Source organism: Pseudomonas sp. GW823-FHT06B06, from assembly GCF_058795195.1.
In genome coordinates this window covers 224842-237452 of sequence record NZ_JBXAHO010000004.1, presented here as the reverse complement: position 1 = coordinate 237452, position 12611 = coordinate 224842, and the positions used below count along the sequence as shown (strand labels likewise).

Genomic DNA, 12611 nt, shown 5'->3' with positions numbered 1-12611 from the left:
TGATCGTCGTGCCTTCCAAGGATATCTAATAGAACTAAGCGCGGTTCGGAAATATGTAATTCGGCTTGCGAAAGCGTCCAGAATCAGGGCCTAGTCTCAAATCGTGTTCAGTGTTTCCTAAGGCGTTGGCGCGTGAAGGCATGTGAAATGGCGTCTCATGTCAAACGTGCGGTCCAAAGGATCGGTTACCTTACAAAAAAACATAAAAAAGGAGTGCCCGTATGATTATCCCGCAAAAACCCCGTCGCCATTTTCCTAAGCATAATAAGTGCAGTTTGAGGCACAGTTTTCTGTTGGTGACGTTCCTGACCTTGCTGTCTCCTCAGTTGTTCGCCAATGATGCTAAGACTGCATTTCATCTGAATCCTGATTTCGAAAAAAAATACAACTTTTCGATCGCAATTAAAGCTGGAAGTTATTTATATATCGGTGGTGTTACCGCAGTTGATAAGGAAGGGAGGGAAGTGTACGCCGGTGACGCTAGTAAACAGATGCAGCTAATCTACGAGCGAATGTCAGCCATTTTAAAAGCACATGGCGCTGACTTCAGTAAGGTTGTAAGCGAGACGATTTATTATAAGACTGATAATGATACTTATTATAAGGCTCTCGAAGCGAGGGCCGCTGCATATAATGGAGTAGTAGCGCCCAGCGCGTCGGGCGTAAGGGTAGCAGACTTTGCTAGCGATAGCGCACTAGTTGAAATAACGGCAGTGGCATATTTGGGGGAGTAGCCTAGATATAGCTGATTTTGGGTTTACAACTACTACGACCTAACTAGAAGGCGCCGGGACATGAGTGATAAAACAAAAACAAATGAAGGCTTTAGCCGCAGGTCTTTTATCGGAAGCGCGGCAGTCGTAACAGCAGGTGTTGCGGGATTGGGAGCTATTGATGCGGCTTCGGCTACGCAAAAAACGAACCGAGCAAGCACCGTCAAAGGTGGCTTCGATTACGATGTGGTAGTAGTTGGTGGAGGGTTTGCTGGCGCGACAGCCGCCCGTGAATGTGGTTTGCAGGGTTATCGAACGCTTTTATTGGAAGCGAGGTCCCGCCTAGGTGGTCGTACGTTTACCTCGCGCTTTGCAGGTCAAGAAATTGAATTTGGCGGGGCATGGGTGCACTGGCTGCAGCCGCATGTTTGGGCAGAAATGCAGCGTTATGGTCTGGGTGTAGTGGAAGATCCACTTACTAATTTAGATAAAACCTTGATCATGTATAACGACGGAAGCGTCGAGAGTATTTCGCCCGATGAATTTGGCAAAAACATTCGAATAGCTTTTGAAAAGCTTTGTCACGATGCCTGGGAAGTATTTCCTCGTCCGCATGAGCCGATGTTTACTGAGCGCGCTCGGGAATTGGATAAATCTTCTGTTCTTGATCGCATCAAAACTTTGGGCTTAAGTCGGCTGCAACAGGCTCAAATCAATAGTTACATGGCCTTGTATGCAGGTGAAACAACTGACAAATTTGGCCTGCCTGGTGTACTTAAGTTGTTTGCATGCGGCGGTTGGAACTATGACGCCTTCATGGACACTGAAACTCATTATAGAATTCAAGGGGGCACGATAGGCCTCATTAATGCAATGTTGGCCGATAGCGGTGCCGAGGTCCGCATGTCTGTGCCCGTCACTGCTGTTGAGCAAGTCAATGGTGGCGTCAAAATCAAGACCGACGACGGCGAAATTATTACCGCCGGAGTGGTCGTAATGACAGTTCCACTCAATACGTATAAACATATCGGTTTTACGCCTGCCCTTTCTAAAGGTAAACAACGATTCATCAAAGAGGGGCAGCTTAGCAAAGGTGCTAAGCTTTATGTTCATGTTAAGCAGAATCTCGGACGGGTTTTTGCGTTTGCGGATGAACAGCAACCTTTAAACTGGGTCCAGACGCACGATTACAGCGACGAGTTGGGGACAATACTGTCGATCACCATCGCTCGCAAAGAAACAATTGATGTGAATGACCGAGATGCTGTAACTCGCGAAGTTCAAAAAATGTTTCCGGGTGTTGAGGTTCTTGGTACAGCGGCTTACGACTGGACAGCTGATCCATTTTCCTTGGGGGCATGGGCGGCTTATGGAGTAGGTCAACTAAGTCGTCTCAAAGATCTACAGGCGGCTGAAGGACGTATTTTATTTGCAGGAGCTGAAACCAGTAACGGTTGGCACGCGAATATCGATGGTGCTGTTGAGAGTGGACTACGTGCCGGTAGGGAGGTTAAGCAGCTCTTAAGCTAGTACGTAAAACTACAATAAATGAGGATAAAAAATGAAACAAGCGTTGCAAGTTGTTACTCGTCATTTTGGTTCGTTAGTTCTTCTAGCATTATCTGGTGTAGCTGTAGGTGCAGATAACTGTGATCCGGAAAATGGGAAAAAGGTTTACCAAATTTGCAGTGTGTGCCACTCAAATGACACTACTGGTGTTCACGGCGCAGCGGCGCCCAATCTACACGGTCTGGAGGGCCGGAAAGTCGGCTCGGTGCCGGGTTTCAAATTTTCTTCAGCGCTACGTGATTCTGGGGACACTTGGACCCCGCAGCATTTAGATAAGTTCCTGGAGAATCCTATGGCCGTATATCCCCTAACCCGTATGGCTTTCTCAGGCCTCAAAAATGAAAAAGATCGACGTGACGTGCTTTGTTTTTTGAGCAAATCCTCTAACTGAAACTTTTGAAAGTCTATCGGGGTTTCCACAACATGACAAAAGATGGTGATGAAGGCAGCAAAAGCGGAGTATCACGCCGAAAGTTCCTTGGTAGCGCCGCGGTCGGAGTGGCAACAGCGGGCATAGCCTCGCAGCTTCTGACTCTGTCGGCGCCCGCGGAAGCGGCGGTGAAGACCAATGTTGGTCCATCACGCGCAGGCGTGGGTTATGACGTTATTGTAATCGGTGGAGGCTTCGCGGGTGTTACTGCGGCGCGAGAAGCAAGCCGTTCTGGCTTGAAAACTCTAATTCTTGAAGGTAGAAGTCGGTTGGGCGGCCGAACTTTTACGTCTAAGCTTCAGAATCAAAAAGTTGAGTTGGGAGGTACCTGGGTACATTGGACCCAGCCGAATGTTTGGACTGAGATTATGCACTATGGCCTAGAGGTGGAGGAGACGGTCGGTCTTGCGAATCCAGAGACCGTCATTTGGGTAACAGAGGATAATGTCAAAAGAGCACCTGCAGCAGAGGCGTTTGAAATTTTTGGCTCTGCCTGTAACGAATACTACAAAGAAGCACGGAATATTTATCCGCGCCCGTTTGAACCATTTTTTGAGCGAAAGAAGCTGCAGCATGTTGATGGACTTTCCGCGGCAGATTATCTTGAAAAATTGCCTTTGACCAGGGAGCAAAAGGATATGATGGATTCCTGGCTCAGTGGAAATGGACATAATTATCCGGAAACTATTGCATATAGCGAGATTATGCGTTGGTTTGCACTCAGTAACTTTAATATGCCCACAATGTTCGATTCCATTGCGCGGTACAAAATTAAAACCGGTACGCATAGTCTTTTAGAGGCCATAATGGCGGATGGTAACTCGGAAGTTAAACTTTCGACGCCAGTGACTAAGGTTAATCAAGATAAAGATAAAGTAACAGTTACCACTGAAGACGGTGTCTTCACGGCATCAGCGGTAATTGTAGCCGTCCCTATCAACACTTTGCATGATATTGAGTACTCGCCGAAGTTGTCGGCAGCTAAAGTGGATATGGGATCGCAACGGCATGCTGGTGCTGGTGTAAAGGGCTATATTCGCGTAAAACAAAATGTCGGCAATGTAATGACATATGCTCCTGCCCGGAATAAGCTCACACCATTTACCTCAGTATTCACAGATCACGTGGACGAGAGCGGTACGTTACTCATTGCATTTTCAGCCGACCCTAAGTTGATTGATATCAATGATATCAAAGCCGTCGAAAAGGCTTTGCAACCACTTTTGCCAGGCGTCGAAGTAACTGCTAGTTATGGCTACGACTGGAACCTCGATCCCTTTTCTAAGGGCACTTGGTGCACTTACCGTCCTAACCAGACGACTCGATACTTGACTGAGCTGCAGAAGCGCGAAGGACGGCTATTTTTTGCAGGCTCGGACATGGCCAATGGTTGGCGTGGATTCATTGATGGAGCAATCGAGAACGGTAGAGAGGTAGGGCATCAAGTCGCTACGTATCTAAAAAGAGAAAATGACAATGCGTGATTATCGGAAGTTTTATATAAACGGCGAATGGATAATGCCAGTGGGGGGCGAAGAACTCGAAGTGATTAACCCCGCCACTGAAAGTATAGCTGGTGTAATTACACTAGGAACAGCTGATCATGTTGACCTTGCGGTAAAATCAGCGCGCCTTGCATTTGAAAGCTGGTCCCGTACGAGCAAAGAACAACGACTTGAGTTACTTGAGAAAGTATGTCAGATATTTGAAGCCAGGATGGAGGATATCGCTGACGCAATTACCGAAGAGATGGGAGCTCCGTTCAAGCAGTTAGCCCGCCCTCTCCAGGCACCATCTGGCTTGGGGCATTTCCTAACGGCAATCTCTGTATTGCGTAATTACCAATTTGAGGAATGTTCGGGCACGACTCGTGTAGTACGTGAGCCGGTCGGAGTTTGCGGGTTAATAACACCTTGGAACTGGCCAATGAACCAAGTGGCGGCGAAGGTCGCACCAGCATTAGCAGCTGGTTGTACTGTAGTATTAAAACCCAGCGAGATTGCCCCATTTTCAGCTTATTTACTTGCGGAAATTTTGGATGAGGCGGGTCTTCCGCCTGGTGTCTTCAATCTTATTAATGGAAATGGTTCCGGTGTGGGCGCTCCTCTGGCTGCACACGTGGATGTGGATTTGATCTCTTTCACTGGTTCTACTACTGCTGGCGCGCTCGTCTCGAAAGCAGCAGCAGATTCTGTCAAGCGAGTAGCACTAGAGTTGGGTGGAAAATCGGCAAACATTATACTCGACGACGCTGATCTCGCATCTGCTGTTTCGCATGGCGTTATGACTATGATGCTCAATACCGGGCAAAGTTGCAATGCTCCATCACGCATGCTAGTTCCGACATCGAAATTGTTGGAAGTAGAGCGGATAGCAAAGAAGCTATGTGAAGAAATAATAGTCGGGAACCCGTTAGACGAACGCACAAGTCTCGGGCCGCTGGCGAGCGCCGTACAGTATGAGAGAGTTCAGGTCTGTATACGAAATGGCTTAGCTGAAGGTGCAAAGCTAGTCTGTGGAGGTTTAGGCGTCCCGGACGGAGTAAGAGCTGGGTATTATGCTAAACCGACAGTTTTTAGCAATGTCGCGAACGATATGGCGATTGCACAGGAGGAAATTTTTGGCCCTGTACTTTGCATTATCCCCTATACAGATGATGAAAATGCGATCGCAATAGCAAATGATAGTTGTTTTGGTCTGTCCGGATATGTTAGTTCGGGGAGTCTGGCGCGTGCGCGCGAGGTCGCAAATAGACTGCGTACAGGAAGTGTACATCTTAACGGGGCACCTCTGGATTTTTCAGCGCCGTTTGGTGGTTATAAAAAGTCAGGTAACGGCCGCGAATGGGGTAAATACGGCTTTGAAGAGTATCTCGAAATCAAGTCAATTATGGGCTGTTAACTAAAATAACTATTGAATAATTTAGCGTGTGGTAAGTTGCGCGCATGGTGTAGCTGGCATCTAATACATGTTCACTATTTGATGTGGCTATCGTCGGGTTGTCTTGCGGAGCTTACAATTCGAAATAAGATGAAAGTCCGGGAGCCTGATATCAGTGTATGTCAGGCTGTCTTCAGGTTCTCGGCTTCATTCTCCATCTGATATGACTTTGTTTTATGAGTATCCCTTTCTTCCTGATACTAGATTTGTCAGTTAATTGGTGAGACTTATGTCCCGATTCTGAGCGCTGCGAGCAAATGGCATATATCTGCACGTTGAGATGCTGTAACTATAAATGTCTTGTCGGGGTGGTTTTCAGAATGCACCTAGACTCCCAGAAATTCGGTTTTCAATAAATATCCAGGCTGAATGTTAATTGTGGGTCTTCTAAAAATATTTATGACTCGTGAAACCAATGGTCGGTTTTGTTATTGAACGCTGTTATTTGTTTTTTTTGGGGTGGGTAATCATTTATATCTTTTCACCTGCGGATACGATTTTGTGGGATGGAGTTTGTCGCGGTTCGTGCACGCGTAAGGAGCGTGCGATTGCAGTTCACGTCGCGGTCAGGTCGAGCTATATCTTAGACGTAAATTTATAAAGTTAAATCGAAGAAGTAGAAGCTGCCGAATATTTGCGAGCCAATATTTCTGGTTTAATTCATGAGGGCGTAATATAAAAACGATATTAAACTCTATTAATGCGCTAATGTTTTTTTTTATGCCAACACGCGCCAACTAGGTTTTTTTCAGACTGCCAGTCGGTGATCAAATTTATGGCGAAGATATTTCGATAGTGGTCAACCGAGCACGTACAGGAATCGCGGAATTCAATGTCCGGATCCAGTGGTTGACGTCATCCAGACCATCATCATCGACCACGGTGCATATACGCACCGCTGTCTTGGTACAGAAGTGCTTCCGGTTGGCTGGGACTGATAGGTGTTCGCTAGGGTGGTTGAAGTCGAGTGTTCCACGGCATCCCACCCAGTCCCATCCCGCCACGTCTTGAGTTGAGGGAAGGTCGGCAGTGGCGGATCTGGTCAGTGCTTGACAGATTACGGCACTAATTATACCGTCGTACATATAATAAATGGGGGTCCTCAGGCTTGGATGCCCCAATGAGCTTCATTGCATTGCAGGAGATTTAGCCCAGATGACAAACTTCGTTGGATCCAGAGTGACTAGAAGAGAGGATGAACGTCATCTTCACGGTCGAGGGCGCTTCGTCGCGGACATAAAGCTACCTGGAATGCTTGAGGTTGCCTTCGTCCGAAGCCCAGTTGCGCACGGCACTATTCGCGGGATTGGTAAGCCCGAGGGGGCCGAGAACCAAGTATTCACTCATGCAGATCTTGTTGGCGTAAGGCCCATTACTACACCTGTCACTACGCCGGGTTTTCAGCACAGCGAGTGTCCAGTGCTAGCGGCAGATCGCGTGCGTTTTGTGGGTGAGCCTGTCGCTCTATGCGTGGCATCAAACCGTGCTAGAGCTGAAGATCTGGTTGATTCCGTACTGCTTGATATAGACGAGTCAAAAGCAGTGACGACAATTGCAGATGCGCTTTCTATAGGAGCGCCTTTATTGCACGAGGGGTGGACGGATAATCGCTTTGTTCATATGGTAACTGAGGTTGATTTTTCTTCCATAACGGAGGAAGCGCCTATTGTCGTAGATGTAGAACTTGAACTCTCCCGTCAGACAATACATCCGCTCGAAGGTCGAGGTATAGTTGCATATTGGGATTTTGAAGCTGATCAATTAGTTTTGATAATGTCAACCCAAATTCCGCACCCTATTCGCACTGGTATGGCCCAGTTTCTAGGAATTTCTGAATCGAAAATTCGGGTTGCTCCACCCGATATTGGGGGGGGGTTCGGCTACAAGCTTCAACTTCTTCCAGAGGAAATCGCAGTCGCATGGTTAGCTCTGACCCATAAATCGCCTTTTCGCTGGGTTGAGGATAGGCGTGAGCATTTAGTAGCAGGGGCCTGTACGAGACAAGCGAAGTACAAGTTAACTGGTTATGCGACACCAGAGGGGCGCCTAATCGGGCTGGACGCTGACATATTTATCGACAACGGCGCGTATTCCGCTTGGCCTTTTACTGCCGTTTTAGAAGGATACTCTGCTAGAAGCAATTTGCCAGGTCCCTATCAGATTACCCATTATCAATCACGGGTAAGTGTAGTCGCTACAAATAAACCGAGTTTTTGTCCTTACCGCGGTATTGCGCGAGTGGGGACCTGCTTCGCAATAGAATCACTCATTGATGCGGTTGCCAATGCCGTCGGACGTGAGCCTTGCGACGTTAGAGCGTTAAATTTAGTGCCGCCCAGCGCAATGCCCTATAAGGATGTCACTGGAAAAATGTTTGACGTAGGCGATTACGGCAAGAGCTTGCGTCGTGCTAGGCAACTTATCGGGTTCGACGAGTTCAGGCTCGAGCGATCGCGCTCAGGCATAAAACCCACACGAGCCCTCACGGGTATCGGTTTCGCGACATTTTATGAACAGACTGCCAACGGTGCAGGTTTCTTCGCATCATGGGGAATGCCTGTGGTTCCTGGGTTTGATCAAGTAACGTTGAAAGTGGGGCCCGATGGAACATTGAAAGTAAACATTGGCTTGCAAAGTTTCGGCCAAGGACTCGAAACTGCTCTAGCTCAAGTGGCGGCCACAACGACCGGATTTAGCCTGGATAAGATTCGGATTTGTCTGGGTGACACGGAGTGTACACCCCATTCCGTAGGTTCGTTCACATCTCGCTCTGCTGTGATCGGTGCAGGTGCTATAGATGCGGCTTCCAAAATTTTGACACTTAAAATTCGTACACTAGCAGCAGCGCTCTTGGGCGGCGGGGATCCAGACGAAGTGCAGTTAAACGACGGTGTTGCCGCATTGGGAGCTAAAAGCATCGCTTTTGAAGAAATTACTGATATTTTTTATAACAGGCCTTATCTAATCCCTCAGTTGACTCAGGCAATCACCAGTTTGGAAGTGACTGACGGTTATAAGGTGCCCGTAGATAGTGGTATTTTTGCGTACGGAACTCATGCTGTGAAAGTTAGCGTCGATACGGAAACTGGGCACGTTAGTATTCTCGATTATATAATTGTAGAAGATTGTGGACAGCGCATTAATCCGATGATCGTGGACGGACAGACAATTGGTGGTGCTGCTCAGGGCATTGGAACAGCATTGTACGAGGAAAGTCCATATGATGAGAATGGCCAACCTCTTGCCTCGACGCTTCTCGACTACCTTCTTCCGGGCGCTGCGGAGGTGCCACGTTTTAAATTAGATCACATGGCGAATCTATCTCCTCACACGAGTTTCGGGATAAAAGGGGCCGGAGAGTCCGGTACCATCCCAGCCGCTGCTGCTCTTGCCAACGCAGTTAATGACGCGTTATCGCCGCTTGGTGCAACGCTTCGTATGCTTCCAATGAGTCCGTCGCGCATATTAGCGGCAATCACCGCTGCTGGAGATCGATAATGAGGCCTGCCGTATTTGTCTATGAAAAGGCTAACTCGATTGCGGAGGCCATTAAGTACCTTAGTGCCTCCGGTGGATTAGCGAAACCAATTGCAGGGGGGCAATCGTTGGTTCCAATGATGAACCTACGGCTGGCTCGCCCAAATGCTTTGGTATCCCTCCGAAAGCTGCCAGAGCTGTTATCGGTTGTAGAAAGTAAAACTTCAATTCATGTAGGGGCAGCGACAACCCATGCAGATATTGAAGACTGTAAAATTAAGGATGTGACATGCGGCTATCTCCCATATGTTGCGAAAGGTATTGCATACCGTGCAATACGGAACCGGGGTACAGTAGGCGGGTCGCTATGTCATGCTGACCCTGCCGCCGATTGGCTTAGTAGTTTAAGCGCGCTTGGTGCCCGGTGCCATGTCGAGGGTATTAGTGGCAAGCGCGAGATTCCTATTGAAAATTTCATGATTGCACCATTTGTAAGTGCGCTCGGAGTTGACGAAATACTGGTATCAGTAGAACTACCTTGTCTTTCGGTTGAGGCCCGATGGGCTTATGTTAAGTTCTGCCACAAAGCAGGTGAATTTGCCAAATCGATCTGCGCTATTGTTGTTGATCCGAGTAATAAAATTTACCGTATATTCATTGGTGGAACTGATGGTCCGCCTCTCTTTTTAAGAGAGGCATCCTCAGCATTGGCGACGGAGGATTATACCGAAATACTAAGTATCGCACAGCGAGAAATTCGGGCGAGTTTACCTGACGCTCAACCTGATAGTTTGAGTTTTCATTTGACAATGATCGAAAGGGCATTGGCCCGATTGGAGGCTTTCTCTCGATGATAAATATCCTAGATGTATCTGACCAGGAAACTCGTTCTATTACATTGAAGGTGAACGGTCAAAAGTGTGTCGCGCGTGTTTCTTCTCGCGATGTACTGGCGGATGTCATCCGGGAAAAGTTCCGCCTGACAGGGACCCACATTGGGTGCGATCAAGGGGTGTGCGGGGCTTGTACCATTCTTATCGATGGCACCCCTCAACGATCCTGTATCGCCTTTGCTGTAGATTGTGAAAACGTAGAGATTACTACGATTGAAGGTTTCAACGATGACCCGACTATGCAGAGCATGAGGGCGGGGTTCCGAGATAACCATGCGTTACAATGTGGTTTTTGCACATCCGGCATGCTAATAACCGCTCGCGATATGGTTCTAAGATTAGGAGAAATTCAGGAGCCGCAGATCCGAATGGAGCTGGCAGGTAACCTTTGCCGCTGTACTGGCTATACGGGAATTGTTGATGCTATTCGTGCAGTTGGTTTAGGAAAAGAACCAACCGGTAGCGCAGGGCCTGCCACACTTTCTGAACCCGAGATTGTTCAAGCTGGGGTGTTGACAGAGCAACAGCCATTACGTCAACCGCAATCAGAGACGAAACCGCATGGCAATTCCGACGATTTTCCTAATGCGATTCTACAAAGTGTAAAGGTAGACCTGTCGCCCGATGATGCTTGGGCAGTCATGCGAGATTTGAGGACAGCAGCTAGCTGCATTCCAGGAGCGGAGGTAGTTAGCTTAGATCATCATGAGGTGACTGGTAAGATGCACATGGCACTAGGTCCTATTAGAGCCCAATTTACAGGCTCCGGAACTTATGAAATTGATGATGATAACCGTCAGGGATTGATGACCGCAGGTGGACGAGACGCGTTAACTGGTTCCACAGTAACTGGGCGAATTACCTGGACTGTCAAAACAGACGGCTCAACAGGCTCGATAATTGATGTGGGGCTTGCATGGAAACTAACAGGTGCACTCGCACAGTTTGGGCGGGGTGGAATTGTCACAGAAACCGTTAGGCGTCTAGCAATTATGTTTGGAGAGAACCTCGAGCAGCTTTTACGTGAAGGAACATTAGGAGATAATCGAAACCTTCCTGTAGGGCTGAAATCACTAATCTGGCCGGTCATTAAGTCGTGGTTCGCGGGGCTTTTCAAAAGAAATGACTCTAAGTGACCAATCTCTGTAGATTTTATGGAAGATTAAATCTATTTAGCAGGAGGTATGGTATCTAAATATCTAAAAAAATTTCTGCGAAACCAATACCAATAAGAAGCGGAGCAGCATCATGACTGTTACAACTACACTGAATAGCGGTGGGTCTGAGTTCGATTATAAACTCGGGAGTGTGTTACGGAAGCGCTCGATGATAGCGACCGGTCTTGGAAATTGTCTGGAGTGGTTTGATTGGACAATTTACGCGATTTTCGCGTCCTATATCGCAAAAGCTATGTTTGATCCTAGAGATCCCGCCTCAGCGCTATTAGGAACGTTGGCTATATTCGCTGTCGGGTTTATTTCACGGCCGCTAGGCGGGATTGTATTTGGCACCCTTTCGGATTCTCGAGGCCGCAAAGCGGTGCTCCTTATCTCGATGCTGCTTATGGGGATCGGCAGCCTTGTCATCGCAGTTGCACCATCGTATGCATCAATTGGGGGTGTTGCGTCGTTTATTATTTTATCTGCCAGATTGCTCCAGGGCTTTGCACACGGGGGTGAGGCTACAGCTTCTTACACCTACCTGGCTGAAATTGCACCTAAAGGGCGGCGTGGCTTATGGTCCAGTAGTATGTATTTTTTCGCTGGTATGGGTAGTCTCTTGGCTTCATTGGTAGGCGCTTTTCTTACTCACATTATATCCCCTGAAGATATGAGCATGTGGGGTTGGCGTATCCCCTTCTATTTAGGAGCTACGCTAACCGTAATTGTCCTTTTTTTACGAAGGAATATGATTGAAAGTGAAGTCCTAGAAGATTATGCCAAGAAGTCTGATCCTGTAAGCCCAGGGGCTGCCAGGGTGGTCGAGTGGTCAAATAAGAAGATACTCCAGCGTTCACTTGGAATTTTTTTCTATCAAGCGGGAGTGGGTATTCCGTTTTATATCTGGACAGGCTATGCAGTAGTCATTGCCATCACCCAGCGAGGTATGGATCCCGGTGACGCCTTCGTGGCTACAGTACTTGCCCAGGTGGTCTATATCGTCGGGGTGCCATTTTGGGGATATGTATCTGACCGCGTGGGACGTAAGCCAGTCACCCTGTTTTACTTCGTAGCTGTTGCGTTATTGACCTTCCCAGCGATGGCCATGATCACGAATCAGGGCTGGACGCTATTCGTTGCACAAGGCGGGATGTTGGCGCTTGTGGCTTGCATAGGGGGAACAATGCCAGCCACCATAACTGAGCAAATTCCCACTCGATATCGAGCACGTGTTATGGGGGGGGCATTGTCTATCGGGGTAGCGGTTTTCGGAGGTACTGCACCTTATCTAAACTCTTGGCTTTCTGGATCAGATCGCGGGTGGGTATTTAACATTTACGTAATCACAATAGTTCTGGTGGCTGCTGCTGTCGTCGCGACTTGGCGCGAAACTAAGGGTATTGATTTGCGGGACGTTAACTAATAGTGA

At 47.9% G+C, this 12611-nt stretch carries 9 protein-coding genes; all 9 read left to right on the top strand.

Annotated elements, in window-relative coordinates; all coding sequences use genetic code 11:
* Nucleotides 1-221: 221 nt before the first annotated feature.
* The 9 genes from AC1Q8Q_RS05525 to AC1Q8Q_RS05485 all read left to right on the top strand — a co-directional run bounded on the left by AC1Q8Q_RS05525 (nt 222) and on the right by AC1Q8Q_RS05485 (nt 12605).
* Nucleotides 222-734: a RidA family protein gene (locus tag AC1Q8Q_RS05525; RefSeq protein WP_135846682.1), complete on the top strand. Its 513-nt coding sequence runs from the start codon at nt 222-224 to the stop codon at nt 732-734.
* A gap of 60 nt (nt 735-794) precedes the next feature.
* Entirely contained in the window at nt 795-2243 is a 1449-nt protein-coding gene (locus AC1Q8Q_RS05520; RefSeq protein ID WP_080956993.1) for a flavin monoamine oxidase family protein, read from the top strand.
* Nucleotides 2244-2274: 31 nt separating this feature from the next.
* Nucleotides 2275-2673, top strand: a complete 399-nt coding sequence (locus AC1Q8Q_RS05515) for a c-type cytochrome (RefSeq protein WP_080563818.1) — start codon at nt 2275-2277, stop codon at nt 2671-2673.
* Nucleotides 2674-2705: 32 nt separating this feature from the next.
* The gene (locus tag AC1Q8Q_RS05510; protein WP_013973879.1) at nt 2706-4196 is read left to right on the top strand and encodes a flavin monoamine oxidase family protein; all 1491 of its coding nucleotides are present in this window, start codon (nt 2706-2708) and stop codon (nt 4194-4196) included.
* Complete coding sequence (locus tag AC1Q8Q_RS05505; RefSeq protein WP_422776047.1) at nt 4189-5613, top strand: aldehyde dehydrogenase family protein; 1425 nt, start codon at nt 4189-4191, stop codon at nt 5611-5613. The genes AC1Q8Q_RS05510 and AC1Q8Q_RS05505 overlap by 8 nt, the downstream gene beginning before the upstream one ends.
* Before the next feature lie 1194 nt (nt 5614-6807).
* A complete protein-coding gene (gene spmA / locus AC1Q8Q_RS05500; protein WP_046816054.1) occupies nt 6808-9150 on the top strand; it encodes a 3-succinoylpyridine monooxygenase subunit SpmA in 2343 nt (780 codons plus the stop codon).
* Complete coding sequence (gene spmB / locus AC1Q8Q_RS05495) at nt 9150-9983, top strand: 3-succinoylpyridine monooxygenase subunit SpmB (RefSeq protein WP_080956996.1); 834 nt, start codon at nt 9150-9152, stop codon at nt 9981-9983. Before spmA ends, spmB begins: the two co-directional genes overlap by 1 nt.
* On the top strand, nt 9980-11158 hold the full coding sequence (gene spmC / locus AC1Q8Q_RS05490) for a 3-succinoylpyridine monooxygenase subunit SpmC (protein ID WP_013973876.1): 1179 nt from the start codon (nt 9980-9982) through the stop codon (nt 11156-11158). The genes spmB and spmC overlap by 4 nt, the downstream gene beginning before the upstream one ends.
* A 112-nt stretch (nt 11159-11270) precedes the next feature.
* Nucleotides 11271-12605, top strand: a complete 1335-nt coding sequence (locus AC1Q8Q_RS05485; RefSeq protein WP_013973875.1) for an MFS transporter — start codon at nt 11271-11273, stop codon at nt 12603-12605.
* Nucleotides 12606-12611 lie beyond the last annotated feature (6 nt).

What these genes read in the sequence shown, in the direction of transcription:
- AC1Q8Q_RS05485 (WP_013973875.1), top strand. Translation starts at nt 11,271, where the DNA reads ATGACTGTTACAACTACACTGAATAGCGGTGGGTCTGAGTTCGATTAT.
- AC1Q8Q_RS05505 (WP_422776047.1), top strand. Translation starts at nt 4,189, where the DNA reads ATGCGTGATTATCGGAAGTTTTATATAAACGGCGAATGGATAATGCCA.
- AC1Q8Q_RS05510 (WP_013973879.1), top strand. Translation starts at nt 2,706, where the DNA reads ATGACAAAAGATGGTGATGAAGGCAGCAAAAGCGGAGTATCACGCCGA.
- spmC (WP_013973876.1), top strand. Translation starts at nt 9,980, where the DNA reads ATGATAAATATCCTAGATGTATCTGACCAGGAAACTCGTTCTATTACA.
- spmA (WP_046816054.1), top strand. Translation starts at nt 6,808, where the DNA reads ATGACAAACTTCGTTGGATCCAGAGTGACTAGAAGAGAGGATGAACGT.
- AC1Q8Q_RS05520 (WP_080956993.1), top strand. Translation starts at nt 795, where the DNA reads ATGAGTGATAAAACAAAAACAAATGAAGGCTTTAGCCGCAGGTCTTTT.
- AC1Q8Q_RS05525 (WP_135846682.1), top strand. Translation starts at nt 222, where the DNA reads ATGATTATCCCGCAAAAACCCCGTCGCCATTTTCCTAAGCATAATAAG.
- AC1Q8Q_RS05515 (WP_080563818.1), top strand. Translation starts at nt 2,275, where the DNA reads ATGAAACAAGCGTTGCAAGTTGTTACTCGTCATTTTGGTTCGTTAGTT.
- spmB (WP_080956996.1), top strand. Translation starts at nt 9,150, where the DNA reads ATGAGGCCTGCCGTATTTGTCTATGAAAAGGCTAACTCGATTGCGGAG.